The organism is Aeromonas allosaccharophila (assembly GCF_016026615.1).
GTDB classification, from domain to species: Bacteria; Pseudomonadota; Gammaproteobacteria; order Enterobacterales; family Aeromonadaceae; genus Aeromonas; species Aeromonas allosaccharophila.
Map to the genome: position 1 here is coordinate 3,397,501 of NZ_CP065745.1, position 26,730 is coordinate 3,424,230.

The window sequence follows — 26,730 nt, forward strand, 5'->3', positions numbered from 1 at the left end:
GGTCCATGGTAGCGCCAATCAGGAAAGCTGGTTACCATGGAGGTGAATATAGTGTTGCACCTTTTTTGCTTTCATTTACAAAAGGTCTTTTAAGATGAATTTATCCAAGTTTCCCGTATATATGCAGGCCGCAATCCTTGCTCTGGTATTGGCAGTGGTTGGCTACCTGGTTGCCCAGGCCCTGCAGTTCTCTTTGAAAGCGGAAGTGATTTTTGCAGCAGGTCTGGCCATCGGCGGTTTCGTGGTACCGCTGTTCCTGAAGCGCACCCCGGCTAATGTCGCCGAGTCGATCGCCAATCAGGAGACTTGCACCTTATATGTAGGCAACCTGCCCTATCGCGCCAACGAGATTGCCGTGCGCGAATTGTTTGCCGAACAGGGCCAGGTCATTTCCGTGCGGTTGATGAAGGACAAGTCAACCGGCAAACGCAGAGGTTTCGGTTTCGTGGAGATGCCCGCCGCCGATGCCGCCAAGGCGATTGCCGCGTTGAATGATAAAGAGTACCAGCAGCGCACCCTCAAGGTGCGTGAAGCGAATGACAAACGTGATAAAGAGGAGAGGGAAGGTAGCGAAGCTGACGCCTAACCGCTCGTCAGTACCTTACCTCTTCCAGTGATGACAGCCCCCATGCTTGCAAGGGGGCTGTCAGTTTCTGGGCCTCCTCATCCAGTCGGGTACAGTAAGCCCTGGCAATCACCTCTTCTATATATACAGGCTGCACGGCGCCATGCCCGCCATTGCTCAGCAACCAGGCCACCCGTTTGGCAACGGCACAGCCCGAGTCAATCAGCTGGCATTGCGGCATCAGTTGCCCAATCTCTTCATTGAGTAGCGGAAAGTGGGTGCAACCGAGCACCAGCGTATCCGGCTTATCTTCCCCCTCCAACCAGTCGGCCAGCACTTCACGCAGTAACGCCATATTGACCGGTAAACCCGCCAGCTTGTGTTCGGCTTCGATTACCAGCTCGGTGGTGCCCTTGAGCAGCACCCGCTTGCCGGGAGCGAACTGGGCGATCAGTTCGTGGGTATAGTCGCGACTCACCGTGCCCGGCGTAGCCAGCAGACCGATACAACCGTTGCGGGTCTGTGCGGCGGCAGGCTTGATGGCTGGCACCACCCCCACCACGGGAATATCCAGTGCCGCACGCAGGGCTGGCAGCGCTATGGTGCTGGCCGTGTTGCAGGCGATCACCACCAGATCGATATGATGACGGGTCACCATGGTGGTAACCAAGCGGGTGCAGGCAGCAATCAGGGCGGGCTCGCTCAATTCACCATAGGGGAAGTTGGCATTGTCGAAGCAGTAGAAATAGTTGTGTGCCGGCAGAACGCGGCGGATCTCGCGGTAGATGGTCAGGCCACCCATACCGGAATCAAACACGAGAATATTGGCCACTTGAGCTCCCCTTTGGTGCAAGGCGGCGATCATACTCCCGCCTGCCGCCAATAGAAAAGGCCCTGCCAATGGCAGGGCCCGGGTTTTTCCCATCAAGAGGAGACTATTTACAGGGAGTAATCCATCGTCACGTAGTAAGCGCGCTCATCGGCCGGATAACCCACCGCAGTCTGATACTCCTTATCCAGCAAGTTGTTGATCTTGCCAGATACCTTGAGCGCCGGGGTGACCTTGTAGCCGACCGCCAGATTCCACACGCTGTAGCCACCAAGTGTTGTGGTGTTGGCCGCATCGCCATAGCGCTCACCCTGATAGATCCAGCTCAATGAACCATCAAACTGCTGCCACTGCGCCTGCGTCACCCACTTGGCCCCTTTGCGGGAGATCAGCTGCAACTGCTTGTCGGTTACCTTGTCTTTGGGATCCTTGTATTCGGCAGAGACTCTATGACTCAACCAGCCGGTATCAAACTCCCCTTCCAGCTCGATCCCTTCAATGCGCGCCTTGCCAACGTTCTGTGGTGTCCACATACCCTGACTGTTGGGCGCCCACTGGATCATCTGTTCGAAGTCGTTGCGATAACCGGTGGCTCGCCACTCCACGCCAGCGGTTTGACCGTCCAGCATCAGCTCGCTGCTCTTCGACTCTTCCGGTTTCAGGTTGGGATTGCCAGAGCCCGGATAATAGAGGTCGTTAAAGGAGGGGGCGCGGAAACCGGTGCCGTAGCGGGCACTCAGGCGGTAATCCTCGACAAAGCGCCAACCTGCGCCGGTTTGCCAGGTGTTGTGGCGACCAAACTGCTCGTTGTCGTCGCTACGGCCGCTCAGCTCGCCCTGCCAGGTCTGGTTGTCAAACAGGGCAAGGGCATAGAGACCGGTGTTGTCGCGCTCTTTGGCGTCGGCTGGATACGTGGCGCCGGAGGAGCGGGAGCGATCATCCAGTCGATCACTCTGCCAATCGGCCCCGCCTCCCAAGGTCCAGCTCTCGTTCAATTTCAAGCTGTTGACCCAGTTCAGGCTGTACTGGCGGGTATAGGTCCGGTTATCAGCCTGATCGCGGCCACTAGTGTCCTGATAGTCGTACGCATCCTGTTTGGAGAAGGCGCCACGCAGCTCGCTCAGATAGCGGTCATCGTGATAGCGCGATCCCAACTGATAGCTCTGGTTTTCAGTCCAGGTCTCGTTGCGCTGATGGGTGGCAGGCCCCCAAGCGGAAGCGGTGGAAGAGCGGTCGTACTGGGCGACATTGCGGAACCAGCGGGTCGTACCGAACAGATCCCAGTTGCTGTCGAGCGCCTGCTGGTAGTCCAGCATGGCATTGTAGCCCTGATGCCCATGACGGTCGCCATCGTTGATGCCGGGCAAGGGGTGTACGTTGTAACCCGATTCATCATCGAAGCCACCGGCAACCTTGAGTTGACCGGCCTCGCCCACCTGGCTGGCGCTACTGAAAGCGGCCTGGCGCTGTTGATGGGAACCGGCACCAATATTGAACTTGTGCTGATTGGTCCCCTTGTCGGGGCGGGTAATGATGTTGATCACCCCGCCGATGGCGTCAGAACCGTAGATGGTGGCGCGCGGACCGCGGATATACTCGATCCGCTCTACCTGATTGAGCGGCAGGTTATTCAGTTCGGTCATCCCGGCGGTCAGGGAGGCACTGCGCACCCCATCCACCAGCACCAGCGTCTGGGAAGAGGTGCCGCCACGCACCCGCAGCGAGCTCAGCTGGCCACGGCCGCCATTGCTGACCACTTCCACTCCGGGCAGGGTCTTGACCACATCGGTCACGGTCTGGGCTTGCAGACGATCGATCTCGTCCCGGGTCACCACATTAACCGGGGCAAGCACGCTGGAGGCAGGTTGGGCGACGCGGGTGGCGGTCACCACCATGGTGGGATTGACGGGAATGGTCAGCTGCTGGGCAAACGCCGCCGTCGGCAACAGGGCAGCCGCCAGAAATTTCTTCGACATGAGAGATCCTTAAGTTCGCGTAAGTATCTACTTCGTGGCCGGTTTCTCTCGGCCCGAAATACGAACTCTGGCAGGTCTTCGGGCTCGGGGGCTGATGGCCTACGGCGACGGCTTCCCGCCTGACGGCAGTGCCCTGATGTCGCTTCGTTCCCCCTTACCGCTGCGCGCCAGCTCCGGATTCTCACCGGATTCCCTATTAAGCATGATGCGCCAAAGCGGGAGGATTATAGGCAGAGCAAAGCTGGATGTATAGCCATCCAGATTTCTATTTATTGCCAACCAGCGCTGCCAGCCGCTGTTGAGCCCCCTCCATCACCGCCTTCACCCCGGGATGGGAGAGATGGCGCCCCGCCGAGACCAGATAGTAAGAGAGGGTGACCTCGGTCAGTGTCGCGATCCGCTCCACCCCGTAGAGGCGACCAATCTCGTCGGCCATTGCCAGCGGCGCCGGGAAGATCCCCATCCCCGCCTTGCCGAACGACTTCATCAGGGTTGAGTCGTCAAACTGACCAACCAGATGGGGATGTATGCCCTGCTGGCGATACCACGCCAGCAGCCGATCGTGGGTGGCCGATTTCTCTCCAGGGATCAGCAGCGGCAACCCCTCCAGCGAGGCGGGAAAGCCATCCCGTGCCCGCGCCGCCACCTCCGGGCTGGCAAACAGCGCCAGCGGGCTGCGCCCCAGCTCGTGGTTGTAGCCACGCACCCCGCTGTCGGGAGGAAGCGGGCGATCGATCAGCACCATGTCCAGCTTGTGGCGTGCCAGCTCGCTGAACAGCTGCTCGGCCCGCTCCTCGTGACACACCAACCGCAGCGGGGTCGCCAGCGCCATGGCGGGGGCCAGCAGCTCGAACGCCAGTGTGCGGGGTACCGAATCGGCGATCCCCACCTGCATGGTCAGCTCCTGACTGGCGTGGCGCAGGGTGTGCTCCAGCTCGGCGCCGAGCGAGAAAATCGCCCCCGCCTGCTCCTGCGCCTGCCGTCCGGCGGCGGTCAGCACCAGACGCCGCCCCACCCGGTTGAACAGTGCCACCCCGAGGGACTGCTCCAGCTCGGCGACCTGACCGCTGATGGTCTGCGGCGTGAGATGCAGTTGCTCGGCGGCTTGCGTCACGCTGCCGCAGCGCGCCACATGCCAGAAGTAGTAGAGCTGTTTGTAGTTGAGCATGCCGTTCCCTATCAGTTTTTACCGAACAACCATCAGCGAGAATCTGATTTTATCGAAACATTGCGGGCTCTAGCATGCAACCATTATCTGAACTGCCCTGCGAACCATCATGCTGGACGTTGTTGTTCTCTTCTTTCTGTTTGGCCTGCTGGCCGGTCTGGTGCGCTCCGAGCTCAAGCTGCCACCTGCCCTCTACGACACCCTCTCCCTCTTTCTGCTGCTGGCCATCGGCCTCAAGGGCGGCGTCGGTCTGGCCCAGCAGTCCTTGCAGCCCCTGCTGCCACAACTGGCGCTGGTGATCCTGCTCGGTGTGGTGCAAACCCTGCTCGGCTTTGCCGTGCTGCGCCTCAAGATGAACCGGGTCGATGCCGCGGCTACCGCCGCCCACTACGGATCGGTCAGCGTTGCCACCTTCGCGGTCGGGGTGAACTGGCTCACCGAACGGGGCATCAGCTTTGAATCCCAGCTCTCCATCTTCCTCGCGGTGATGGAGATCCCGGCCATTCTGGTGGGCATAGTGCTGGCCCGCGGCATCAGCCGCGAGACCCGCTGGCGCATGCTGGCCCACGAGACCTTCCTCGGCAAAGGGGTGACCCTGCTGCTGGGCGGCATGGTCATCGGCTATCTGGCCGGACCGGATGGGATTGCCCCGCTCAAACCGCTGTTTGTCGACCTGTTCAAGGGGGCGCTGGCGCTGTTCCTGCTGGAAATGGGCCTCATCGTCGCCCGCCAGTGTCAGGACTTGCGCAAGCATGGCTTCTTCCTGCTCGGCTTCGCGCTGTTGATGCCGCTCGCCTCAGCGGGACTGGGATTGGCTACTGGCCAGCTGATGGGGCTCTCCCTCGGCGGCCTGACCCTGCTGGCGACTCTGGCGGCCAGCGCCTCCTATATTGCCGTGCCGGCCACCATGCGCATCGCCGTGCCTCAGGCCAACCCGGGGTTGTCCCTCAGCGCCGTGCTGGGGATCACCTTCCCGTTCAACATCATGCTGGGGATCCCGCTCTACCACAGCTGGGCCCGCCACTTCACGGAGTAGCCACATGCAGACCGAGAGCCGCACCCTGCTGACCGTCATCACGGAGGCAAATCTGGAGCCAACCCTGCTGCGCACCCTCACCCGCGAGGGGCTTCGCGGCTACACCATCACGGATGCCCGCGGACGCGGCGATCACGGCGAGCGCAACGCCAGCTGGAGCGAGAGCGGCAACATCCGGCTGGAGGCGATCTGCAGCCGGGAGCAGGCGGAACGGTTGCTGGCCCACCTGCAGAGTCGCTACTACCCCGACTACGCCATGATCGCCTTTCTGCAACCGGTCGAAATCGTGCGACCCGAGAAATTCTGAGCCGGCTTGCCGGCTCTTTTTGTTTACCGAAAGCAAACGTTTAACAGCAAGGAACCAGAAAAGATGAACACCCCTCCCCTGATCGGCCTGGTAATGGGCTCCGACTCCGACTGGCCAGTGCTGCAGGCTGCCGCCCGTATCCTCAAGGAGCACGGCGTCCCCTACGAGGCGCGTGTGGTCTCGGCCCATCGCACCCCGGACCTGCTGTTCGAGTATGCCGCCACTGCCCGCGAGCGCGGCCTGCGCGCCATCATCGCCGGAGCTGGTGGCGCCGCTCACCTACCGGGCATGGTCGCCGCCAAGACCACATTACCGGTGCTGGGGGTGCCCATTCCCTCCCGTCATCTCAAGGGGATGGACTCGCTACTCTCCATCGTGCAGATGCCCAAAGGGGTGCCGGTCGCCACCTTCGCCATCGGCGAGGCGGGGGCTGCCAACGCCGCACTGTTTGCGGTCTCTCTGCTCTCCGTTGCACAAGACGGCGACGCCCCCCGCTACCGGCAGCAGCTCGACGACTTCCGCACCCACGAGCGAGATCGGGTGCTGGCACTGCAACTGGAGGAACCGACATGATAGTGCCACCCGCCACCCTCGGCATGCTCGGCGGCGGTCAGCTTGGCCGCTACTTTGTGATGGCCGCCCACCGCCTCGGCTACAAGGTGGTGGTGCTGGATCCCGACCCCGCCAGCATCGCCGGTGCCGCCGCCGATCACCATATTGTCGCCCCCTATGACGACCCGACCGCCCTGCACGAGCTGGCCAGCCGCTGCGAGGCCATCAGTTGCGAGTTCGAGAACGTGCCCGCCGCCACCCTCGCCCTGCTCGAAAAACAAAAGCCGGTGCGCCCGGCCGCCAGCGCGGTGCGCATCTGTCAGGATCGCCGTGAAGAGAAAGCCTTTCTGCGCGGAGCCAACATCCCGGTCGCCCCCCATCTGGCGCTACAGCCGGAAGAGCCCATCCCCGCACAGACCAGCGAACTGTTCCCCGCCATCCTCAAGACCGCCCGCGAAGGGTACGACGGCAAGGGGCAGTGGCAGATAAGCAATCTGGATGAGTTGGCGAGCGCGCTGGCCGCCAGTGGCGTGCCTTGCGTACTGGAGCAACGGCTGGCGCTGGAGGGGGAGTTTGCCCTGACCCTGGCCCGCAGCCCGAGTGGCGCAATCAGCGCCCTGCCGCTGGTGCAGAACTGGCACAGCGACGGCATCCTCGATCAGACTCGCTCCCCGGCCAATGTGCCGGTGCTGGAGAGCGAGGCCAAAGTAATCGCCGAGCGGCTGATCGCCGCCCTCGATTACGTCGGGGTACTGACGGTGGAGTTCTTTCTGGTGGAGGGACGACTGCTGGTCAACGAGCTGGCGCCCCGCCCCCACAACTCGGGTCACCCCAGCCTCGACAACGCTGCATGCAGCCAGTTCGAGCTGCAGGTGCGGGCCCTGTGCGATCTGCCGCTACCAGAGCAGATCGCCGTGCGGCCCGCCCTGTTAATCAACCTGCTGGGGGATCTCTGGCAAGACGGCACGCCCGACTGGGCCGCCCTGCTGGCGCTGCCCGGCCTGCATCTGCATCTCTACGGCAAGGGCGAACCCCGCCCCGGCCGCAAGATGGGCCACATCACCATCACGGGTAACAACTGGCCAACGGTGGCGGAGATCTGCCGCCAGGCCCGCCAGCTGCTGGGGCTAGCGCCGCGCTGATCGACCATCGGAAATGCAAAGACCCGGGCATGGCCCGGGTCTCTGTTATTGCTTGCTGTGGCAGGGAGGCTTAATCAGGCCCGCTCCACCGCTACCGGCGCCGGCAGGCGGATGGTGAGGGAGAGCACCAGCGCCACCACCAGCAACACCAGGATCAGGTTGAAGGTCGCCATAAAGCCGCCAAACAGGGAGGCCACGATGGAGCCGATGATGCTGCCCAGGCCAAAGCCCAGATAGATGACGCCGTAGTTCTTGGTCAGGTTGTTGAGACCGAAGAAGTCGCTCACCAGCGAGGGATAGACGGTGATGGTGCCGCCGAAGCTGAACGCCACACAAGCCACCGCCACGAAGAACAGGTTGGCGTTGAGCGGCACGAACAGCAGCAGCACCATGCCCGCCAAGGTAATCAGCTGGGCGATGGTGATGACCCGGATGCGGGACATCTTGTCGGAGAGGATACCCAGCACCAGACGGCCACCCAGGTTGGCCATGGCGATGATGGCGACGGCGTTGGCGGCCACCACGGCAGGCAGACCCACCATGTTTTCGCCGATATCCTTGGCCACGCCGATGACATAGAGGCCACTCATGCAGGCGGTGAGGAACATCAGCGCCAGCATCCAGTACTGCGGCTTGCGCATCGCCTCGGCCAGGGTGAAGTCACGGCTCTCGCTCTGTTGCAAAGAGGCGGCCTGCTTGGGCGCATCCTTCATCAGCATGCCGCCCACCAGCACCATGGACATGGCGATCAGCCCCCACAGCTGGAAGGTGGTCTCAAGGCCGGAGCTGGAGAGCAGCAGCAGGTTGATGTATTTGAAACCGAGGCTGCCAAGGCCATAGGCTCCGATGGAGCAGGCGGAGATCAGCCCCTTGCGCTCGGGGAACCACTTCACGCAGTTGGAGAGGGTCATCAGGTAGCCGGTACCATCGGCAAAACCGACCAGAATGCCCGCGCAGAGATAGAGCATCGCCAGATTGCTGGCGTGGGCGGTGAGGAAGAAGCCGATGCCGAGCAGCACACCGGCACCCAGGGTCACGTTGCGCACCCCGAACCGCTCCTGCAGCTTGCCCGCCATGGAGGAGGCAACCGCCAGCGACAGGCTGAGCAGGCCAAAGGCGAAGGCCACCTGACTCACCGGCTCGTCCAGCTTGTCGGAGAGCTGGGCGTTGAACAGGCTCCAGGTGTAGACAGAACCCAGTGCGAACTGGGTGATGATGGTACCGATCAGTGTCAGGTACCGGGTGCGATTCATCTCTTTGGTCATGATGCGTCTCGGTCGATGGCCTTAAGGAAACTGGGGCCACTATAGACAAGACGCTGTTCACGCCGATCGATTAAGGCATGAAATGCAGATCGGCGGGAATGAATGACAATCAGAGCCGCATCAGCTGACGGAACGCCTTGATGTTGCTGCGACTGACCGGCACCTCGAACGGCAGATCATGGAGCCGGATGAGATAGGTGCTGTTAAACCAGGGGACTATTTCGCGGATCTTGTTGATGTTGACGCAGTAGGAGCGGTGGCAGCGGAAGAACCCCTCGGCAGGCAGGCGGCTAACAAACTCGCTGATGGTCATGGTCATCACGTAGCGATCATCGCGGGTGTAGACATAGGTGAGCTTCTCATCGGCTTCCGCGTAGTAGATCTGCTCGCAGGGGGTGACGATGATGCGCTCCCCCTTCACCAGATTGACGGTGCGATTGTGCGGGCTGCTCCCCTCGCCGTTCGCCTCCCCCGTGGTGGCAGGCTGCGACTTGCCCGCATGCTCGAGCTTTTGCAGCAGATTGATGATGCGCGGCTCGTTGTAGGGCTTGAGGATATAGTCGAACGCCTCCAGCTCGAACGCCTCCACCGCGAACTCCTTGTAGGCGGTGACGAAGACGATGTGGGGCGGATGGCTCGACTTGTGCAGGTTCTTGGCCAGCAACAGCCCATCGATTGAGGGGATCTGGATATCCAGAAACACCACATCCACCTCGTGATCCTGCAGGTATTTGAACGCCTCCAGCCCATCTTCGAAACTCGCCACTATCTCGATTTGGCTGTGCTGCCCCACCAGATAGGCCAGCTCTTCACGGGCCAGATACTCGTCTTCCACAATGATCGCTTTCAGCATGACAACACCTCTCGCGGCACACACTTATCCTCAACCATGATGGCACTCAGCATGGCATCGACTCCTGATCCGGCAGATAGAAACTCACTTCGGTACCCGGCTCCAGCCGCTTGAGGTGCAGACCATCGCCATAGAGCAGCTTGACCCGCTGATGCACGTTCATCAGACCGATGCTGCGGCTCTCCACCCGACCGGCGGCGACCCCGTCGATCACCGCCTGACTGATGCCGTAACCTGTGTCTCGCACCGATACCCGGATGCCGCCCGCCAGCTGTTTCACCTCGATGGTGACCCGGCCCGGCGCGCTGCGCGGCTGAATGCCGTGCAGGATGGCGTTTTCCACCAGCGGCTGCAACAGCAAGCTCGGCACCTCGATATGCACGTCATCCACATCGAACACCACCTCCAGTTTGTCGCCAAAGCGGGCCTGCTCGATGGCCACGTAGTCGCGCACCTGCTGCAACTCCTCCTTGATGTCGATGAGGGTGTCACCCTTGTTGAGGTTGTAGCGCAGGTAATCCGCCAGATTGGCAATAAGCTGGCGCGCCTGCTGGGGCCGGATGCGGATCAGCGATGAGATGGCGTTGAGGGCATTGAACAGGAAGTGCGGGTTGATCTTGCTCTGCAGCGCGGTGAACTCCGCCTTGCGGGTCATCTCCTTGAGCTGCTCGATGCGCGACACCTCCATCTGGGTGGAGATGAGCTGGGAGAGGCCCACCGCCATCTCCCGCAACGAGCTGGTGATGCTGTGGGTGCGACGGTAGTAGATCTTGAGGGTGCCGCTGACCGAGCCGTTTTCCCGCAGCGGAATAATGATGACCGAGTGGAAATCGGAGAGGTGATACTGGCGCAGATCGTTGTTGATGATGATCTGGTCGAGCAGCACCGCCTGCTGGGTCATGCCGCTGATGGCGTGGTGCTCGTCCAGCTCGTAATAGTCCTTGCCCACCCCGACATAGGCCAGCACGTCATGGGTATCGGTGATGGCCACCGCATCGGCGCTGATGTCGCGCCGGATCACATCGCACACCTGACTGAGGGAGTGGCGATCGATGTTCTGGAAGAAGGGCAGTGTCTTGTTGGCGATATCGAGCGCCAGCTTGGCCTGCTTGGCGGCAATCAGCTCCTTCTCGTCATCCAGATCCTGCACCAGCTTGATGATAAGACCGATACAGAGCGCCCCGGCGATCATCGGATAGGCGATATGGCTGACGATCTCGACGCCCACCTCATGGGGTTCGGTCAGCAGCCAGATCAGCAACATGGTCAGCCCTTCGCACAGCATCCCCGCCAGAATGCCGTAAAGCCAGAGCCGTGACTTGCGGCAGCGCAGGTGCAGCCAGGTGGCGAGCAGACCGGCGATGATGCTGGCGATAAGGCAAGGGATGGAGGTGTGGCCATCCATGTCGATGAGGTAGCGGTGCAGACCGGAGATGACCCCGGCCGGAATGCCGACCCAGGGGCCGAACAGGATGCCGCCGGAGATGATGGCGATGATCCGCACGTTGATCAGCGCCCCCTCCACCGGAATGCCGGTGTAGGTGCTGAACACCGCAAACAGGCAGAAGATGGAGGCCACCAGCACCAGCTCGGCCGGGGTGTGATCCCGCTTCTGGAACAGCCGCTGGAACGGCCGGGTGCGGGTCAGAAAGAACAGGGTCATCAGCATCAGCGCCGCCCGTTCGAACACCGCCAACAACATCATCTGATTCTCAAGCATCTGCGCCCCCTTGCGGCGACCCGACCGATCACCCTAACCCGGACCAATAAATCGGGGCCGGATAAACCAGCCCCTGTGACATCAACAGTACTGACCGGCCACCCAGCCGGAGGACCAGGCCCATTGGAAGTTGTAACCGCCGAGCCAGCCGGTCACGTCCACCACTTCGCCGATGAAGTAGAGACCCGGCACCTTGCGCGCCTCCATGGTCTTGGAGGAGAGCTCGTTGGTATCGACGCCGCCCAGGGTCACTTCGGCGGTGCGATAGCCCTCGGTGCCGTTGGGCAGGATCTGCCAGTCACCCAGCAGGTTGGCCACCGCCTCCAGCTCACGCTCGTTGTATTGGCGCATCGGCTTGCTGACCAGCTGGCCCAGCTCCACCAGCTTGTCGACGAAGCGCTTGGGCAGCTCGCGCCCCAGCACGGTTTTCAGCTCCTGCGCCGGGTGCGCCTGCGCCCATTCGCGCAGGGCGGCCGGAATATCCAGCTCCGGCAGCAGGTTGATGTGGATCTTCTCACCGGCGTGCCAGTAGGAGGAGATCTGCAGGATGACGGGGCCGGAGAGGCCGCGATGGGTGAACAGCATCGCCTCCTTGAAGCGGGTGCCATCCTCGGCGGTAACCGCTACCGGCAGGCTGATGCCCGCCAGATCGGCGAACGCCTCTTTCTCGGCCTGATGGAGGGTAAAGGGCACCAGTCCGGCACGGGTCGGCAGCACGTTGAGGCCGAACTGCTCCGCCAGCTTGAAGCCGTAAGGGGTAGCGCCCAGCTTGGGCATGGAGAGTCCACCGGTCGCCACCACCAGCGAGTGGCAGCCGATCTCCCCCTTGCTGGTGGTCAGCAGGAAGCCATCGTCCTGTTTGCTGACGGTGAGGATCTCGGTCTGGAACTGCAGGGTTACCCCGGCCCAGTCGCACTCGGTGAGCAGCACATCAACGATCTCCTTCGCGCTCTCGAGGCAGAACAGCTGCCCCAGAGTGCGCTCGTGATAGTTGACCCCGTGGCGGTCCACCAGATCGATGAAATCCTGCTGGGTGTAGCGGGCCAGAGCCGACTTGCTGAAGTGAGGGTTGGCGCAAAGGTAAGCGTGGGCGCCCGCCTGATGGTTGGTGAAGTTGCAACGACCACCGCCACTGATGAGGATCTTGCGGCCCGGCTTCTTGGCGTTGTCGAGCACCAGCACGGAGCGGCCACGGTAGCCCGCCTGCGCCGCACACATCAATCCGGCCGCACCGGCCCCAATCACCACCACATCGACCTGCTTCATCATCACTCACTTATCAAAATAGAAACGGCACTTGGCCTGAACCGTGATTGCCTCTGGCGGAACAGAACGTTGGTTTCGCATCAGAATAAATAACGGCCCTTAAAGGGGCCGTTATTGTACTGGCTGAACACTAAGTGTCCACGACTATCAGGCGTTGCTGTCCATGATGCTGGCAGGAGCGCCCTTGGCCAGTTCGGCCAGCTCCTTGTCGATGAAGTAGAGGCCTTTGCCATCTTCACCCACCAGACCGAGACGGTCGACAATGCTCTTGAACAGCTTCTCCTCTTCATGCTGCTCGGCCACATACCACTGCAGGAAGTTGAAGGTGGAGTAGTCCTGGGTGGTGAAGGCCACGTGGGCCAAGCCATTGATGCACTTGGTGATGTGGTATTCATGCTCCAGCGTGGCGCGGAATACATCGCCCAGCGACTTGAACTCGTGGGGAGGGGCATCGATGGCACCCAGACGCGGCATGGCGCCGGTCTCGCTCACGTAGGTGAACAGGCGCTCCATGTGCTGGCGCTCCTCGACCGCATGTTGGCGCAGGAAGGTCGCCGCTCCCTCGAAGCCCTTGTCTTCACACCAGGCACTCATCTGCAGATAGAGATTGGAGGAGTAGAACTCCAGGTTAATCTGCTCGTTCAACTTCTCGATCATGGCTTGGGCCAGCATCTTGTTTCTCCTCAGTGATTTGGTATCGATTGTCGCCACACTCCCGCCGCGAATCAACCCGCCAACGAGAGGGAGATCCCGTTTCTTTCAGCTCAGGGGGTCAGCTCGCCAAGGGAGGCGACATCCACCGGCGCCGCGTAATCGACGCCCGGCAGCTCGAAGCCGTTGAGCTGCATGAAATCCTGCCGCAGCCCGACAAAATCCCCCAGCGCGTGGAAGTTGTCAGGCGTCACCTTGGGCCAGAGTGCCGAGACGGCAGCCTGAATGGCCGGGTCGAGCTCGTGGTCATCCATCCGGATCAGCCGGTTGCCATCGGCCACCACCCCATTGGGCCCGTACATCTTGGCGGCAAACAGTCGCTGCATCTGTTCGATGCAGCCCTCATGGACGCCGCGATCCTTCATCACCCCCATCAGCAGGCCGAGATAAACCGGCAGCACCGGAATATAGGCGCTCGCCTTGGTCACCAGCGCCTTGCAGACCGATACCCAGGCGTGGCCACCGATCTCGGCCAGCAGCAGATTGATGGTCTCGGCGGTGGCGTGCAGATGCTCCTTGGCATAACCGATGGTGCCATCCCGATAGAGGGGATAGGTGGATTCGGGGCCGATGTAGGAGTAGGCCACGGTCTGGGCGCCGGGCGCGAGGCAATCGGCCTGCTGCAACGCCTGCATCCAGAGCTGCCAATCCTCGCCGCCCATCACGGTGACGGTGTCGCGGATCTCCTCTGGCGTGGCAGGCGCCAGCGACTGCTGCACCAGAGTATCGCGCTCCAGATCCAGCCCCCAACCGCTGAATGGCAGGCCGGTGGTCTTGAGCACGGAGCGCACTTGCGTGCCGTCGGGCAGCACCCGAATGCCGCTCGCCAGCGAGTAGATCACCAGATCCACCTGCCCCAGCTGCTGGCGGATGGTGTCGATGGCCTGCTGGCGCATCCCGTCGGAGAAGGCATCACCGATCAGGTTGATGGCGATACGCCCCTCCTGCTCCGCCTCCTTGCGAAACCAGATGTTGTTGTACCAACCGGCGCTGCCGAGCCCCTTGTCGGAGGGGCCACGCTCGAACGAGATGCCGATGGTGTCGGCACTAGCCCCAAAGGCGAGCGCAATGCGCGACGCCAGCCCGAAACCGGAGGAGGCTCCCAGCACCAGCACCCGCTTGGGCCCGTTGAACTGGCCAGCGGCCTTGATGCGTTCGATCTGCTGCTGCACGGCGGCGCGACAGCCGATGGGATGGCAGTTGCGGGCAACGCAACCTTGAATCTGGGGATGAATGATCATGGGAAGGCCTCCAAAGAAACTGGCTACAGCATAACCAACTCGCGGGAGATTAACTTGATGCCGGATCGCTATCAGTCAGAAAAGCAGCGGGGAATGAGGCAGAAAAACAAAAGGGAGCGCGAGGCTCCCCAAAGCGGTATTCAGATGCTTTTTGTTGTTTTGTGTTCATTGCGAAGCACGGGCCCATCCTATGCCTCTCCCCTGTCATGGGCAAGCCAAAGGGTGTGACCGGCTTCAAACTCCTGTTTAATTTATAGGCAAACAATGGTCAGTAACTGAGTGGCCAACCCTGCGACGTTAAAAATTAAACTCATTTAAATCCCGAAACTGTGCCTACGACACCATTTTAGTTTCAGCAGAGATGGGTATAGTGGAGTGAAGGATCGGTAAGGAGATATCCCATGAGTGGAACAACCTATTACAAGCATATTCTGGCCGCGATCGACCTCTCTGAAGACAACCGCAAGGTGATCGACAAGGCGGTGGACAGAGCCCGCTCCAACGGCGCCAAGCTGTCGGTTATCCATGTCGATGTGGACCTCAAGGATCTCTACACCGAGATGATCGATATCGACATCGACAACGTGCAGGATCAGGTGATCGCCGAAGCGAAAGAGAAGCTGGAGGCCTTCCTTGCCTCGGTGGACTATCCCATCGAGAAGAAGCTGGTGATCTGCGGCGATCTGAGCGAGCGAGTCAATCAGGCGGTCAAGGAGTACGAGATCGATCTGCTGGTGTGCGGCCATCGCCAGAGCTTCTGGAGCCTGCTCACCTCCAGCGCCCGTCAGCTGATGAATACGGTGCCCTGCGATCTGCTGGTCGTCCCCTTGCAGAAGTAATGAAACCGGCGTAGTTTGATTTGCTATGAACATGACCGCATTCAATCACAACTACTGGTGGTGCTGCTCCTAAACAGGCGGCACCGCGTTTCTATTCGAGATTTTCCCAAATAAAACACCGTGACCGCCGAGAGGCGGTCAACTGTTTTTATCCCTTTGTCGCCTCCCGGCTCACCCAACTGGAGAGAGTGACATGCACAACCCCGTTATCCTGACTGGCGATCGTCCCACCGGCAAACTGCACATCGGCCACTATGTCGGTTCCCTACGCCAGCGCGTCGAAGCCCAGCACCACTACCGTCAATTCGTGATGATCGCCGATCTGCAGGCGCTGACCGACAACGGCCACAATCCGGCCAAGGTGACCGACAACGTGCTGGAGGTGATGGCCGACTATCTGGCGGTCGGCCTCGACCCGGCCAAAACCACCTTCTGTCTGCAGAGTGCCCTGCCCGCCCTCGCCGAACTCACCTGCTACTACCTCAATCTGGTCAGCGTCGCGCGGCTGGAGCGCAACCCCACCGTCAAGGCGGAGATCCAGCAGAAAGGGTTCGAGCGCACGCTGCCGGCCGGTTTTCTGGTCTATCCGGTCAGTCAGGCCGCCGACATCACCGCCTTTCGCGCCAGCCACGTGCCGGTCGGGGAAGATCAGCTGCCGATGCTGGAGCAGACCAACGAGATCGTCCGCCGCTTCAACACCCTGGTGGGCAAAGAGGTACTGACCGAGTGTCAGCCGATCCTGAGTGACACCGGCCGCCTGCCCGGCATCGACGGCAAGGCCAAGATGTCCAAATCCCTCGGCAACACCATCGAGCTCGGCATGTCGGCGGAAGAGGTCAAACAAGCGGTGTTCGCCATGTATACCGACCCCAACCACCTCAAGGTGAGCGATCCGGGTCAGGTGGAGGGGAATACGGTGTTCGCCTATCTCGATGCCTTCCACCCCGACAAAGATCTGGTCGCCGAGATGAAGGCGCACTATCAGCGCGGCGGATTGGGCGACATGCGCTGCAAGCAGGTGCTGAACGATTGCCTGCAAACCCTGCTCGCCCCGATGCGGGAACGCCGTCAGGCCGCCATCGCCGACAAGAAGATGCTGCTGGAACTGCTCTATCAGGGCACCGAGCAGGCCCGCATCATCACCGATGAGGTGTTGGCGGAGGTGAAAAGCGCTATGGGGCTGGATTACTTCGCCAGACTGCGCTGAGCCGGGGTGCCGAGCGCATCGGCGCCGTAGAGGTCGAACACCAGCTGGTGCAGCAGGCTCTTGAACCAGCCGATCGCCTCGTCGTGGGCGGTCAGCGGGTGCCCAGCCATCAGGTAGACGATGGGGATGGCGGGGTCGAGCTGGTGCATCCGCAGCGGGTAGTAGCGGCAGAAGTGGCGTCCGATCATCTCGGGCACCACCACCAGATAGCGGCCGGTCGCCATCAGCGGCGGTACCGCCATAAAGCTCGGCAACCGTACGCCCAGCTCCCGCTCCACCCCAAAGCGGGCCAGCCAGAGCTCCACCATCGCCTGACTGTGACCCCAGCTGGAGGTATGGATGTGGGGGCGGCTCACCAGTTCGACTGGAGTCAGCACATCGGGCAATTCACTGCCGAGCGGCGACAGGCAGACCAGCGGGTTGTTGAACCACTCCTCCCGCCACAAGCGGGGTGAGAGGTGATTCGCCCCGGCGAAGCCGATCACCAGATCCAGCTCCCCCTTCTCCAGCTCCCGCTCGTAATTGCTGTCTGCCAGCTCGCACACCTCAAGCCGACAGTGAGGGGCCTGCCGATGGAGCCTGTCCACCAGCACCGGCACCAGCCCGTGCTCCACCGAGCCCGGGGTGGCGATACGGAAAATCCGCCGCGCGGTGGCGGGATCAAACCCCTTGGCCTGCCGCAATCCCTGCTCCAGCATCGCCAGCGCCTGGCGCACCGGCCCGGCCAGCGCCTTGGCCCGCTCGGTCGGCATCATCTCGCGCCGACTCATCACGAACAGCGGATCATCCAGCGCCACCCGCAGCCGCCCCAAGGCGTGACTGACGGTGGATTGGGAGAGATGCAGCCGTTCGGCGGCACGGGTGACGTTGCGTTCCTGCATCAGCATGTCGAATACGGCGAGCAGGTTGAGGTCGAGACGGGCGAGCGAGCTATCCATCGATATTAGCCATAGTTAAATGCCAACAATTCATTTTTACCATAGTAACAGATTGCCTAGAATGCGCTGGCTTAATACATCGGAGATTAAAATGCGTAGCTATCTGTTATTGCTGGCCATTGGCCTGCTCTGGGGTTCCCAGTTCATTTTCATGCACCAGGCCGTTGCCGAGTTGCCCCCCATTCTGGTGGCTGCCGGTCGTGCCCTGTGCGGCAGCCTGACCCTGGGTCTGCTCTGCCTGTTCATGCGGCTCAAGAGTGAGCACACCCCGTGGCGCACCTATATGCTGATCGCCCTGCTGGATGCCACCATCCCCTTCATCATGGTCGCTTGGGGCCAGCAGTACGTGGATAGCGCCATCGCCGCCGTGGTCATGGGTTGTATCCCGTTTGTGACCATTCTGGCTGCACCGCTGTTTATTTCTGGTGAAAGAATCACCAAAACCGGTCTGCTTTCCGTGATCATCGGCTTTGCCGGTGTACTCACCCTGTTCTGGCCGAAACTCTCCCAGGGCATGAACGCCGGCCTGCTCGGTGCCGTCGCCATCCTGTTCGGTGCCAGCTGCTTCGCCATCGGCCTGCTGATGATCAAGCGCTTCGCCAAGGACCATCCGGTCGTGGTTGCCCGCAATATCCTGATCTCCTCGGCCACCCAGTTGCTGCTGGTCGCACCCTTCATGGTTGACCTGAGCAACCTGACCATGCCGAGCAGCCAGGCCCTGAGCGCGATCACCGTGCTGGGTACCCTCTGTACCGGTCTGGTCTACTTCCTCTACATGGCGCTGATCCAGAAGGCTGGCCCGACGTTCGCCTCCTTCAGCAACTATCTGGTGCCGCTGTTCGGTGTGATGCTGGGTGCCCTGTTCCTCGGCGAGCAGATCCACCCCACCACAGGTGTTGCTCTGGCCCTGATCCTCGGCTCGGTCGCCATGAACCAGTGGGCGCAACAGCGTCGCACACAGCGCGAGGTCACCCTATGTCAGGCATCCTGACCACACTGTGCGGTGGTCTGGTACTGATTGCCGGCTGGCAGTATCGCCAGCGACTGGCCGGGATCATGGGCCTGCTGATGGTACTGCTGCCCTGGTTCTTCGATAGCAAGCTGCAAGCCATGCTGAGCTATGCCCTGAATGCCTGAAGTCCATCTCTGAATGTGTGACGAGAGTCTATCTCTCCTGTTTTGGGACTGTTTTTAAAAAAACCTCCGATTTGTCCCCCGCTACCGGCGCTCTGCGCCGGTTTTTTTATGCCTGCCAGCCGGCGTCAGAGCAGATAGCGATAGCTGAGCCGCTCGTTCTTGCGCGGCCCGGTGATCTGCCAGCTCAGCAGAAAACCGCCGTCGATCTCGGTCAGCTCGGCGCTGTAGTGATCCGCCCCGCACAGATGCGGCTCGGCGGTCAGCCAGCGGCCATCCCCTTGCGGCAGCAACTCGAACAGTTCGACCGGCGCCTCATAACGCAGATGGGAGAGGCGGATCCCCCGCTCGCCGCGCTGCCACCAGAAACGGTTGTGCATGGCGAGCTCCCTTCCATGGGGCGTGGTGTAGCGACCCTGCTCGCTAAACAGCCAGCCCCCCTGATGATCGGTCACCTGCACACACCCCTCGCCCCGACCATTCCAGTCGGTCGCCGACCCCTCGCCATTGCTGGCGGTAAAGCTAAATGCTCCGACCTGTGGCAATCGCCCCCATAAACACTGGATTGCCGCTTCCATCTCGGCCATCATAGCCCCCTTGAAATTGACAACTGACGATAAATCAAACACATGAACCACTTGATAGGGGTCACCCTGCTCTGGTCATTCTCCTTCAGCCTGATCGGGGTCTACCTCGCTGGCCAGGTGGATGCCTACTTCTCGGTGCTGACCCGCATCGCCCTCGCCAGTCTGGTGTTTCTCCCCTTCCTGCGCCGCCGCTGGCTGCGCCCCGATCTGGTGGCCAAGCTGATGGCCCTCGGCGCCATCCAGCTCGGCATCATGTATCTCTTCTACTACCACTCCTTCCTGCTGCTGACGGTGCCGGAAGTGCTGGTCTTTACCATCTTCACCCCCCTCTACGTCACCCTGCTGCACGATCTGCTGGAGCGGCGCTTCAAGCCCACCTATCTGTGGGGCGCCCTGCTGGCAGTGCTCGGGGCTGCCGTCATCCGTTTCGACGGCCTGACCGAAAGCTATGTGCTGGGATTTCTGGTGGTGCAGGGGGCCAACCTCTGTTTCGCGCTCGGTCAGGTGGGCTACAAGGTACTGCTGGCACGGGAGACGGAGCAACCACCGCAACTGGCAGTGTTCGGCTGCTTCTATCTGGGGGCGCTGGTGATCGCCCTGCCCGCCTGGTGGCTGCTGGGCAAGCCGCAATATCCGACATCAGGGTTGCAGTGGGGCATTCTGCTCTGGCTGGGGGTCGGGGCTTCCGGCCTCGGCTACTTCCTGTGGAACAAGGGGGCGACGCTGGTCAGTAGCGGAGTGCTGGCGATCATGAACAATGCGCTCATTCCGGCCGGCTTGCTGGTCAACCTGCTGCTCTGGGGCAAGGATACCGATCTGACCCGGCTGACCATCGGCGGCCTGCTGATGCTGGCCTCGCTCTGGGTCTGCCAGCGCGACAAGCGCGGCCAGCCCTGACCGCACTCAGCCGACGACGGTGTTGTGCTCCCGTCTGGCCTGACCGTGGCAGGTGGCCAGCCGGGCCAGCAGATGATCGAGCTGCTCGCCGGTCTGGCTCTGCACCAGCCCGATGCTGACGGTGACCGGCCGCTGTGACAGCAGGCTGGCATCGGCAATCTCGAGGCGCAGACGCTCGGCGATCTCCAGCGCGCTCATCCGCTCGGTCTGGGAGAGCATCAGGATAAAACCGTCCTCATCCCAGCGGGCGAAGGGATCTTCCCGCCGCAGTTCATGGCGCACGATGCGCGCCAGCTTGGCCAGCATGGCATCGCAAGCCGCTTCGCCAAACAGTTGCTGGATTTTGGCCATGTGATCGACCGAGAACTGCAGCAGGCTGAAGCTGCCGCTCTCGGTCGCCAGCCGCTCCTCAAGCAGTTGCTCGAAGCGACCACGGCTCTCCAGACCGGTCAGCGGATCGGTGCCATGCCGCTCCTCCACCAGCACCACGGCAGGATCGAGGTGACGGACCACCCCCAGCAGATAGCCCCGCTCATCGCGACGCATCCGCTCTTCCAGCCGGATGTAGTGACCATGATGATGCAGAATGCGGTATTCGAGGCGCAGACCGCTGCTGCGGCCGCTCTGACAGACGAGCAGGGCATCTTCCAGCCGGGCAACATCGTCGGGATGAACCCGATCCAGCCAGCCGAGATCATCCGGCCAGCTCTCTCCCAACCCCAGCAGGCGCAGGCAGGAGGGATCGCGGCGCAACCCCTGTTGTGCAGACCAGGTCCAGATGCCCGCCTCCAGCAGCGTCATGGCATCAGACAGCAGACCCGGATCAAGCCGGGCAGTCACATCGACCAAAGGTGTCTTGAGCATTTCCATGGGGCGCCTCGAAACCGGATCTGAATACCTGCTCAATAAGTAACATTGGCGTTCACGCCGAGCAACAGGGTCAGCTCGCTTTTGTGTGATACCCGTTCATCAGCGTCTGCCAGTTCTCCGGTACGAAGTGGAAACTGGTATGCAGTTGAGACTCTTTATTGAATGAACGGAGCAAGCGCTCCAGATTGGCCTTCTGCCACTCACCGGGAGAGCGGATCGCCCCCTTGTCAAAGTCGATCACCCACACCTTGTCCGCTTTATCGAGCAGCAGGTTGTGGCTGTTGAGATCGGCGTGATAGACCCCGGCATCGTGCAGCTGACGCACCGTCTGACCTATCTTGTGCCACACCTCGGTCGCCACCGGCCCCTGTTTGAGCAGCGCCACCATATCCTTGGCACCACGAATCCGCTCGATCAGGATATCGGCGCGATAGAAGGGGCCATGCTTGACCATGCGGGCACCAAACGGACGCGGCACCGGCAACCCCAGTTCGCACAACCTGGCCAGCAGGGTGTATTCGGCCATGGCGCGGCTCGACTCGACCCCTTCGAACCAGAAGCGATCCCGCACCACCTTGCCCACCATGCCGCCGCGATAGTAGTGGCGCAGCACCAGATGACGGGACTCATCCTTGACGAACCAGGTCACCCCCCGCCCGATGGACGTACCCACCACCTGACGGTTGTTCTGCCACCAGGCAGGATCGAATAACTGGGGAGAGGGGTCGCGAAAGGCCCCTTCGGCGTACCAGCAGATCTGGTTGTGTTCGGTCTGTATTCGCATCGTGGAGATCCCGCTCGGTGGGTCATGGATCGCAATTTTTCAATTGGCGATGAGGCTGCCGCTCTGGCATGCCCGCAATAGTGGCCTTTATCAGCGATGTGCAGAGACAGGTCATGGCACTGGGCCCGGCCGATCCTGGCTGACGATTGTGCGCAATTTTACAATCCACAGGGGAGTTTGCATAATGCCATCCACCCTTTTTGCCAGCCGTGCGCCACAACATGCCGCTATTTCAAACGCCACCCTCCTCCATCTGCATCCTGCGGCTCTCCGCCATCGGGGATTGCTGCCACGCACTGGCGCTGGTGCGCGTCATCCAGCGGGAGTGGCCACAGACCCGCATCACCTGGATCACCGGCAAAATCGAGGCAACCCTGTTTGCCGATCTGCCCGGGGTCGAGGTGATCCCCTTCGACAAGAGCAAGGGATGGCGCGGCTATCGCGATCTCTGGCAGACCCTCAAGGGGCGCAAGTTCGATGCCCTGCTCCACCTGCAGGCGGCCATGCGTGCCAGCATTGCCACCCTCGGCATCCGGGCCAAGGTCAAACTCGGCTTCGACAAGGAGCGGGCCAACGATGGTCAGTGGCTTTTCACCAACCACAAGGTGCCCTCGCCCGACTCCCCCCATGTGCTGGACGGTTTCCTCGCCTTCGCCAAAGAGCTTGGCATCAAGGATCTGACCCCGGACTGGCAACTGCCCATCAGCGCCGAACATCAGGCGTGGGCAAAGGAGAAGATTGGCGGCAAACCGACCCTGCTGATCTGCGCCGCCGCCAGCAAAGCGTTCAAGAACTGGACTGCCGCAGGCTATGCCGCGCTGGCGGATCACGCCGCCAGCAAGGGCTTTCAGGTTTATCTCTGTGGCGGACCTGCCAAACTGGAGCGGGACCTGGCTGCCGACATTCAGCGCTTAAGCCAGAGCAAGCCGGTCGATCTGGTGGGGCAGACCAACCTCAAGCAACTGCTGGCGCTGATTGGCGGGGCGAGTCTGGTACTGGCCCCCGATACCGGCCCCACCCATATGGCCACCATAGTGGGCACGCCGGTGATCGGCCTCTATGCCCACCACAATCCAGCTCGCACCGGCCCCTATCTGTGCCGCGACTACGTAGTCAGCGTCTATCAGGAGCTGGTCGAGCAGGAGACCGGCAAGCCGCTGGCCGAATTGAGCTGGCGCACCCGCCTCAAGGACCCGGAGGCCATGGCCAAGATCACCCATGAGCAGGTGATCGCCGCCTTCGATCGGCTCTGCGCCGATCGCCAGCTGCCGTACTGACAGGGCAACTCGGGAATTCCGAGCCATCAGGCAGGGATAACCTGATGGCCCCAACCTGCCCCAAAAGGCACAATCAAGGCTGATGTGGGTTACGCTCCCGCAGCAAGCTACGAATACTTTGATCGGCTGGAATATGATTCCGGCCGTTTTTTTATTCGCCGCATTCTGGTAAAATTCGCCGCCTTTACATCCTCCTGACTCAATAATTTTCCGCGTTTTGCGTTTGGCTGTCTCCCTTTCGGGCACAAGACGGCGGCCTCTGCTACAACCAAAACAGCGGTTTCGATTAAAGGTAATAACATGGCGCAACAAGGCACTCTCTATATCATCTCTTCTCCGAGCGGCGCGGGTAAATCCAGTCTGCTCAATGCCTTGCTGACCCAACATAACGCTGCGGGCAAGATGCAGCTGTCGGTTTCCCACACCACGCGCGCCACCCGTCCGGGCGAAGAGCACGGCGTGCACTACCACTTTGTACAGGTGGAAGAGTTCAAGGCACTGATCGAACGCGGTGATTTTCTGGAGTGGGCCGAAGTATTCGGCAACTACTACGGCACCTCACGCGCCGCCATCGAAGCCTGCCTGGCCAAAGGGATCGACGTATTCCTCGACATCGACTGGCAGGGTGCCCGCCAGATCCGCGAGCAGATGCCGACCAAATCCATTTTCATCCTGCCCCCCAGCCGCGAAGAGCTGGAACGCCGCCTGATTGGGCGCGGTCAGGACAGCAGCGAGGTGATCGCCGGCCGGATGGCGAAAGCCATTGCCGAAATGGTGCACTACGACGAGTATGACTATGTCATTATCAATGAAGACTTCGAGCAGGCGCTGTTCCAGCTCAGGTCCATTATTGAGTGCCAACGGCTGGAGATGCGTCACCAGCAACAGGCTCAAAAAAACTTGCTGCAACAGCTACTGGCAGAGTAAGCCAAAAACAAGTAAACTTTTGCGTCATTTTTAAACACTGCTTTTCTAAATACAGAAAGCCCAAACACTGGAGTCCTGCATGGCACGCGTTACTGTAGAAGATGCTGTAAAACAGGTAGGTAACCGTTTTGACCTGGTGCTGGTCGCCGCGCGCCGCGCTCGTCAAATCGCGGTACAAGGCAAAGATCCCCTGGTCGACGAAGAGAACGACAAGCCGACTGTGATCGCCCTGCGTGAGATCGAGCTGGGTCTGGTGAACAATCAAGTGATGGACACCCAGGACCGCTACGAGCAGCAAGAGCAGGAAGCCGCCGAGCTGGCTGCCGTTGCTGCCATCGCCGAAGGCCGCGGTTAAGTAATTCCCCCGGTTGGCACCCGCCCGGGTGCCGACTGTTCATCCCCATTTACAACCGCTCGAAAACCTCGCAAACTCAGGGCTCTACCCTCAATTCCACGAATTGCCGTTTCACCGCTGCGGGGACTGTCTTGTATTTATTTGAAAACCTTAAAGAAATAGCCAGTTCCTACCTGCCGCCAGAGCAGGTTGAGAAGCTCAAGCAAGCCTATGTGGTGGCCCGCGATGCCCACCAGGGACAGATGCGTTCCAGTGGCGAACCCTATATAACCCACCCTGTTGCCGTTGCCCGGATCCTGGGTGACATGCGCCTCGATCATGAAACCCTGATGGCCGCCGTGCTGCACGACGTCATTGAAGACACCTCCGTGACCAAGGCCGACTTGGCCGAACAGTTTGGCAATGCGGTTGCAGAACTGGTGGCCGGGGTCTCCAAGCTCGACAAGCTGAAGTTTCGCGATCGCAAAGAGGCGCAGGCCGAGAACTTTCGCAAGATGGTGATGGCGATGACCCAGGATATCCGGGTCATTCTGATCAAGCTGGCCGACCGCACCCACAACATGCGCACCCTGGGCTCACTGCGACCGGACAAACGCCGCCGCATCGCTCGGGAAACCCTCGAAATCTTCGCCCCCATCGCCAACCGCCTCGGTATTCATACCATGAAGAACGAGCTGGAAGAGCTGGGCTTCGAGGCGCTCTATCCGATGCGATCCCGTGTGCTGCGCGAATCGGTGCGCCGCGCCCGTGGCAATCGCCGCGAGATCATCGACTCCATCCAGAGCGAAATCAGCGGTCGCCTGAAAGAGGCGGGGATTGAGCATCAAGTCAGTGGCCGCGAGAAGAATCTGTTCTCCATCTACAACAAGATGGAGAAAAAAGAGCTGCAATTTCATGAGGTAATGGATATCTACGCCTTTCGGGTCAAGGTGAAGGACATAGATACCTGTTACCGGGTGCTGGGGCAGATGCACAGCCTCTACAAGCCGCGCCCCGGCCGCTTCAAGGATTACATCGCCATCCCCAAGACCAACGGTTACCAGTCGCTGCACACCTCGCTGGTGGGGCCGCACGGGGTGCCGGTGGAGGTGCAAATCCGCACCGAATTCATGGATCAGATGGCCGATAAAGGGGTTGCCGCCCACTGGGCCTACAAGCAGGATGGCGACAGCTCGGGCACCACCGCCCAGATCCGCGCCCAGCGCTGGATGCAGAGCCTGCTGGAATTGCAGCAGAGCGCCGGCAGCTCCTTTGAATTTATCGAAGGGGTCAAGACCGACCTGTTCCCCGACGAGATCTACGTCTTTACCCCGGAAGGGCGCATCATGGAGCTGCCCGCTGGCGCCACGCCGGTGGACTTCGCCTACACGGTGCACACCGACATCGGCCATGCCTGTGTCGGCTCCCGGGTCGATCGCCACCCCTACCCGCTCAGCAGCCCGCTGCACTCGGGTCAGACGGTGGAGATCATCACGGCGCCGGGCGCCCGCCCCAACGCGGCCTGGCTCAACTTTGTGGTGACCACCAAGGCACGCTCCAAGATCCGCCAGTTCCTCAAGAACCTGCGCACCGAAGAGTCGGTGGTGCTGGGTCGCCGCCTGCTCAACCATGCGCTGGGCGCCAAGAATATCGAAGACATCCCCGAGCCACGCATCAAGCAGGTGCTGGCCGACACCAAGCACGAGAACCTGCAGGGGCTGCTGGCCGATGTGGGTCTGGGCAACGCCATGAGCGTCATGGTGGCGCGCCGCATGCTGGGGGATGAACTGCCGCCGGAAGAGCAACCCAAGTCCAGCAGCAAGAAGATGCCGATCAAGGGTGCCGACGGCATGCTGGTCACCTTCGCCAACTGCTGCCGCCCGATCCCGGGGGATGCGATCATCGCGCACATCAGCCCGGGCAAGGGGCTGGTGATCCACCAGGAAACCTGTCGCAACATCAAGGGCTACAGCAAGGAGCCGGACAAGTACCTGCCAGTGCAGTGGGAAGTGGACAAGGAGCAGGAACAGGAGTTCCGCACCGGCATCAGCATCGAGATCATCAATCATCAGGGTGCGCTGGCCGAGCTGGCCAACGTGATTGCCGCCACCGGCGCCAACATTCACGCCATCAGCACCGAAGAGAAGGATGGCCGGGTCTATCAGGTCAGCCTGCTCATCACCACCAAGAGCCGCATCCACCTGGCCAACATCATGCGCAAGATCCGCGTGATGCCCAACGTGCTCAAGGTGAGCCGACAGAAGAACTGAATACAGGCGGCGCAAGCCGCCTGCTGCTTTTATAG

Annotated in this window: 27 protein-coding genes and 1 riboswitch; of the genes, 14 read left to right on the forward strand and 13 right to left on the reverse strand. The window is 61.2% G+C overall.

The features are described from left to right. The first annotated feature begins 94 nt into the window (after positions 1-94). Positions 95-586 (forward strand): RNA recognition motif domain-containing protein, encoded by a 492-nt coding sequence (locus I6G90_RS15500; protein ID WP_042657372.1) that lies wholly within the window; start codon positions 95-97, stop codon positions 584-586. Positions 587-593: 7 nt separating this feature from the next. Here I6G90_RS15500 and murI read toward each other — a convergent pair whose 3' ends face one another. From murI to I6G90_RS15515, 3 genes are all read right to left on the reverse strand, one after another. Further along, entirely contained in the window at positions 594-1,397 is an 804-nt protein-coding gene (murI, locus tag I6G90_RS15505) for a glutamate racemase (protein WP_197928219.1), read from the reverse strand. A gap of 107 nt (positions 1,398-1,504) precedes the next feature. Next, positions 1,505-3,370, reverse strand: a complete 1,866-nt coding sequence (locus I6G90_RS15510) for a TonB-dependent receptor domain-containing protein (RefSeq protein ID WP_197928221.1) — start codon at positions 3,368-3,370, stop codon at positions 1,505-1,507. 52 nt (positions 3,371-3,422) lie between these two features. Beyond that, positions 3,423-3,600: riboswitch (cobalamin riboswitch) on the reverse strand. 35 nt (positions 3,601-3,635) lie between these two features. Further along, positions 3,636-4,538 carry a LysR family transcriptional regulator gene (locus I6G90_RS15515; RefSeq protein WP_197928223.1) on the reverse strand — a complete coding sequence of 301 codons (903 nt, stop codon included), beginning with the start codon at positions 4,536-4,538 and terminating at the stop codon, positions 3,636-3,638. A gap of 109 nt (positions 4,539-4,647) precedes the next feature. On the opposite strand from I6G90_RS15515, the gene I6G90_RS15520 reads away from it, so the two are divergent. The 4 genes from I6G90_RS15520 (at position 4,648) to I6G90_RS15535 (ending at position 7,575) form a co-directional block, all read left to right on the forward strand. After that, on the forward strand, positions 4,648-5,574 hold the full coding sequence (locus I6G90_RS15520; protein WP_197928225.1) for a sodium-dependent bicarbonate transport family permease: 927 nt from the start codon (positions 4,648-4,650) through the stop codon (positions 5,572-5,574). A 4-nt stretch (positions 5,575-5,578) separates the two neighbouring features. After that, complete coding sequence (locus I6G90_RS15525) at positions 5,579-5,881, forward strand: P-II family nitrogen regulator (protein WP_042657376.1); 303 nt, start codon at positions 5,579-5,581, stop codon at positions 5,879-5,881. Positions 5,882-5,944: 63 nt separating this feature from the next. Further along, positions 5,945-6,454 (forward strand): 5-(carboxyamino)imidazole ribonucleotide mutase, encoded by a 510-nt coding sequence (gene purE / locus I6G90_RS15530; RefSeq protein ID WP_197928227.1) that lies wholly within the window; start codon positions 5,945-5,947, stop codon positions 6,452-6,454. Continuing rightward, the gene (locus tag I6G90_RS15535) at positions 6,451-7,575 is read left to right on the forward strand and encodes a 5-(carboxyamino)imidazole ribonucleotide synthase (protein WP_197928229.1); all 1,125 of its coding nucleotides are present in this window, start codon (positions 6,451-6,453) and stop codon (positions 7,573-7,575) included. The genes purE and I6G90_RS15535 overlap by 4 nt, the downstream gene beginning before the upstream one ends. Before the next feature lie 74 nt (positions 7,576-7,649). On the opposite strand, the gene I6G90_RS15540 is transcribed toward I6G90_RS15535, so the two are convergent. The 6 genes from I6G90_RS15540 to fabV all read right to left on the reverse strand — a co-directional run bounded on the left by I6G90_RS15540 (position 7,650) and on the right by fabV (position 14,631). Continuing rightward, positions 7,650-8,840, reverse strand: coding sequence for an L-lactate MFS transporter (locus tag I6G90_RS15540; RefSeq protein WP_042063549.1), 1,191 nt, complete (start codon positions 8,838-8,840; stop codon positions 7,650-7,652). Between the two features lie 109 nt (positions 8,841-8,949). Further along, positions 8,950-9,693, reverse strand: coding sequence for a LytR/AlgR family response regulator transcription factor (locus I6G90_RS15545; RefSeq protein ID WP_197928231.1), 744 nt, complete (start codon positions 9,691-9,693; stop codon positions 8,950-8,952). 46 nt (positions 9,694-9,739) lie between these two features. Next, positions 9,740-11,413, reverse strand: a complete 1,674-nt coding sequence (locus I6G90_RS15550; protein ID WP_197928233.1) for a sensor histidine kinase — start codon at positions 11,411-11,413, stop codon at positions 9,740-9,742. Positions 11,414-11,494: 81 nt separating this feature from the next. Continuing rightward, a complete protein-coding gene (locus I6G90_RS15555; protein WP_197928234.1) occupies positions 11,495-12,679 on the reverse strand; it encodes a BaiN/RdsA family NAD(P)/FAD-dependent oxidoreductase in 1,185 nt (394 codons plus the stop codon). A 147-nt stretch (positions 12,680-12,826) separates the two neighbouring features. Next, positions 12,827-13,351 carry a non-heme ferritin gene (gene ftnA, locus I6G90_RS15560; RefSeq protein ID WP_042063553.1) on the reverse strand — a complete coding sequence of 175 codons (525 nt, stop codon included), beginning with the start codon at positions 13,349-13,351 and terminating at the stop codon, positions 12,827-12,829. A 92-nt stretch (positions 13,352-13,443) separates the two neighbouring features. Next, on the reverse strand, positions 13,444-14,631 hold the full coding sequence (gene fabV, locus I6G90_RS15565; protein WP_197928235.1) for an enoyl-ACP reductase FabV: 1,188 nt from the start codon (positions 14,629-14,631) through the stop codon (positions 13,444-13,446). Between the two features lie 401 nt (positions 14,632-15,032). Between fabV and I6G90_RS15570 the strand changes: the two genes are divergently transcribed. After that, entirely contained in the window at positions 15,033-15,470 is a 438-nt protein-coding gene (locus I6G90_RS15570; RefSeq protein WP_005339229.1) for a universal stress protein, read from the forward strand. Between the two features lie 193 nt (positions 15,471-15,663). Continuing rightward, positions 15,664-16,677, forward strand: a complete 1,014-nt coding sequence (gene trpS, locus I6G90_RS15575) for a tryptophan--tRNA ligase (protein ID WP_197928236.1) — start codon at positions 15,664-15,666, stop codon at positions 16,675-16,677. Here the strand turns inward: trpS and I6G90_RS15580 are convergent. Then, entirely contained in the window at positions 16,656-17,615 is a 960-nt protein-coding gene (locus I6G90_RS15580; RefSeq protein WP_042063558.1) for a LysR family transcriptional regulator, read from the reverse strand. The two genes, trpS and I6G90_RS15580, sit on opposite strands and share 22 nt — an antisense overlap. Positions 17,616-17,706: 91 nt before the next feature. Between I6G90_RS15580 and I6G90_RS15585 the strand changes: the two genes are divergently transcribed. After that, a complete protein-coding gene (locus I6G90_RS15585) occupies positions 17,707-18,606 on the forward strand; it encodes a DMT family transporter (RefSeq protein WP_042063560.1) in 900 nt (299 codons plus the stop codon). After that, a complete protein-coding gene (locus I6G90_RS15590; RefSeq protein WP_111808873.1) occupies positions 18,591-18,752 on the forward strand; it encodes a hypothetical protein in 162 nt (53 codons plus the stop codon). The genes I6G90_RS15585 and I6G90_RS15590 overlap by 16 nt, the downstream gene beginning before the upstream one ends. A 125-nt stretch (positions 18,753-18,877) precedes the next feature. Here the strand turns inward: I6G90_RS15590 and I6G90_RS15595 are convergent, their stop codons facing one another. After that, on the reverse strand, positions 18,878-19,339 hold the full coding sequence (locus tag I6G90_RS15595; protein ID WP_197928237.1) for a DUF6314 family protein: 462 nt from the start codon (positions 19,337-19,339) through the stop codon (positions 18,878-18,880). Positions 19,340-19,378: 39 nt separating this feature from the next. On the opposite strand from I6G90_RS15595, the gene I6G90_RS15600 reads away from it, so the two are divergent. Next, positions 19,379-20,233: a carboxylate/amino acid/amine transporter gene (locus I6G90_RS15600; RefSeq protein WP_197928238.1), complete on the forward strand. Its 855-nt coding sequence runs from the start codon at positions 19,379-19,381 to the stop codon at positions 20,231-20,233. 6 nt (positions 20,234-20,239) lie between these two features. Here I6G90_RS15600 and I6G90_RS15605 read toward each other — a convergent pair whose 3' ends face one another. Together I6G90_RS15605 and I6G90_RS15610 are read right to left on the reverse strand one after the other, a co-directional pair. Further along, on the reverse strand, positions 20,240-21,103 hold the full coding sequence (locus tag I6G90_RS15605) for a GGDEF domain-containing protein (RefSeq protein WP_197928239.1): 864 nt from the start codon (positions 21,101-21,103) through the stop codon (positions 20,240-20,242). 70 nt (positions 21,104-21,173) lie between these two features. Then, on the reverse strand, positions 21,174-21,887 hold the full coding sequence (locus tag I6G90_RS15610) for a 3-deoxy-D-manno-octulosonic acid kinase (RefSeq protein ID WP_042656849.1): 714 nt from the start codon (positions 21,885-21,887) through the stop codon (positions 21,174-21,176). A gap of 221 nt (positions 21,888-22,108) precedes the next feature. Between I6G90_RS15610 and I6G90_RS15615 the strand changes: the two genes are divergently transcribed. From I6G90_RS15615 to spoT, 4 genes are all read left to right on the forward strand, one after another. Beyond that, positions 22,109-23,164: a glycosyltransferase family 9 protein gene (locus I6G90_RS15615; RefSeq protein ID WP_197928240.1), complete on the forward strand. Its 1,056-nt coding sequence runs from the start codon at positions 22,109-22,111 to the stop codon at positions 23,162-23,164. A gap of 300 nt (positions 23,165-23,464) precedes the next feature. Next, positions 23,465-24,091 carry a guanylate kinase gene (gene gmk / locus I6G90_RS15620; protein ID WP_042063568.1) on the forward strand — a complete coding sequence of 209 codons (627 nt, stop codon included), beginning with the start codon at positions 23,465-23,467 and terminating at the stop codon, positions 24,089-24,091. A gap of 79 nt (positions 24,092-24,170) precedes the next feature. Then, positions 24,171-24,446 carry a DNA-directed RNA polymerase subunit omega gene (rpoZ, locus tag I6G90_RS15625; protein WP_005307060.1) on the forward strand — a complete coding sequence of 92 codons (276 nt, stop codon included), beginning with the start codon at positions 24,171-24,173 and terminating at the stop codon, positions 24,444-24,446. Positions 24,447-24,577: 131 nt separating this feature from the next. Further along, complete coding sequence (spoT, locus tag I6G90_RS15630; protein WP_042063569.1) at positions 24,578-26,695, forward strand: bifunctional GTP diphosphokinase/guanosine-3',5'-bis pyrophosphate 3'-pyrophosphohydrolase; 2,118 nt, start codon at positions 24,578-24,580, stop codon at positions 26,693-26,695. Positions 26,696-26,730: the final 35 nt, after the last annotated feature.

Bases quoted from the DNA above. Each gene is read 5' to 3' on its own strand.
- I6G90_RS15500 (WP_042657372.1), top strand. From the start codon at position 95: ATGAATTTATCCAAGTTTCCCGTATATATGCAGGCCGCAATCCTTGCT.
- I6G90_RS15510 (WP_197928221.1), bottom strand. From the start codon at position 3,370: ATGTCGAAGAAATTTCTGGCGGCTGCCCTGTTGCCGACGGCGGCGTTT.
- I6G90_RS15515 (WP_197928223.1), bottom strand. From the start codon at position 4,538: ATGCTCAACTACAAACAGCTCTACTACTTCTGGCATGTGGCGCGCTGC.
- I6G90_RS15520 (WP_197928225.1), top strand. From the start codon at position 4,648: ATGCTGGACGTTGTTGTTCTCTTCTTTCTGTTTGGCCTGCTGGCCGGT.
- I6G90_RS15525 (WP_042657376.1), top strand. From the start codon at position 5,579: ATGCAGACCGAGAGCCGCACCCTGCTGACCGTCATCACGGAGGCAAAT.
- purE (WP_197928227.1), top strand. From the start codon at position 5,945: ATGAACACCCCTCCCCTGATCGGCCTGGTAATGGGCTCCGACTCCGAC.
- I6G90_RS15535 (WP_197928229.1), top strand. From the start codon at position 6,451: ATGATAGTGCCACCCGCCACCCTCGGCATGCTCGGCGGCGGTCAGCTT.
- I6G90_RS15540 (WP_042063549.1), bottom strand. From the start codon at position 8,840: ATGACCAAAGAGATGAATCGCACCCGGTACCTGACACTGATCGGTACC.
- I6G90_RS15545 (WP_197928231.1), bottom strand. From the start codon at position 9,693: ATGCTGAAAGCGATCATTGTGGAAGACGAGTATCTGGCCCGTGAAGAG.
- I6G90_RS15550 (WP_197928233.1), bottom strand. From the start codon at position 11,413: ATGCTTGAGAATCAGATGATGTTGTTGGCGGTGTTCGAACGGGCGGCG.
- I6G90_RS15555 (WP_197928234.1), bottom strand. From the start codon at position 12,679: ATGAAGCAGGTCGATGTGGTGGTGATTGGGGCCGGTGCGGCCGGATTG.
- ftnA (WP_042063553.1), bottom strand. From the start codon at position 13,351: ATGCTGGCCCAAGCCATGATCGAGAAGTTGAACGAGCAGATTAACCTG.
- fabV (WP_197928235.1), bottom strand. From the start codon at position 14,631: ATGATCATTCATCCCCAGATTCAAGGTTGCGTTGCCCGCAACTGCCAT.
- I6G90_RS15570 (WP_005339229.1), top strand. From the start codon at position 15,033: ATGAGTGGAACAACCTATTACAAGCATATTCTGGCCGCGATCGACCTC.
- trpS (WP_197928236.1), top strand. From the start codon at position 15,664: ATGCACAACCCCGTTATCCTGACTGGCGATCGTCCCACCGGCAAACTG.
- I6G90_RS15580 (WP_042063558.1), bottom strand. From the start codon at position 17,615: ATGGATAGCTCGCTCGCCCGTCTCGACCTCAACCTGCTCGCCGTATTC.
- I6G90_RS15585 (WP_042063560.1), top strand. From the start codon at position 17,707: ATGCGTAGCTATCTGTTATTGCTGGCCATTGGCCTGCTCTGGGGTTCC.
- I6G90_RS15590 (WP_111808873.1), top strand. From the start codon at position 18,591: ATGTCAGGCATCCTGACCACACTGTGCGGTGGTCTGGTACTGATTGCC.
- I6G90_RS15595 (WP_197928237.1), bottom strand. From the start codon at position 19,339: ATGATGGCCGAGATGGAAGCGGCAATCCAGTGTTTATGGGGGCGATTG.
- I6G90_RS15600 (WP_197928238.1), top strand. From the start codon at position 19,379: ATGAACCACTTGATAGGGGTCACCCTGCTCTGGTCATTCTCCTTCAGC.
- I6G90_RS15605 (WP_197928239.1), bottom strand. From the start codon at position 21,103: ATGGAAATGCTCAAGACACCTTTGGTCGATGTGACTGCCCGGCTTGAT.
- I6G90_RS15610 (WP_042656849.1), bottom strand. From the start codon at position 21,887: ATGCGAATACAGACCGAACACAACCAGATCTGCTGGTACGCCGAAGGG.
- I6G90_RS15615 (WP_197928240.1), top strand. From the start codon at position 22,109: ATGCCGCTATTTCAAACGCCACCCTCCTCCATCTGCATCCTGCGGCTC.
- gmk (WP_042063568.1), top strand. From the start codon at position 23,465: ATGGCGCAACAAGGCACTCTCTATATCATCTCTTCTCCGAGCGGCGCG.
- rpoZ (WP_005307060.1), top strand. From the start codon at position 24,171: ATGGCACGCGTTACTGTAGAAGATGCTGTAAAACAGGTAGGTAACCGT.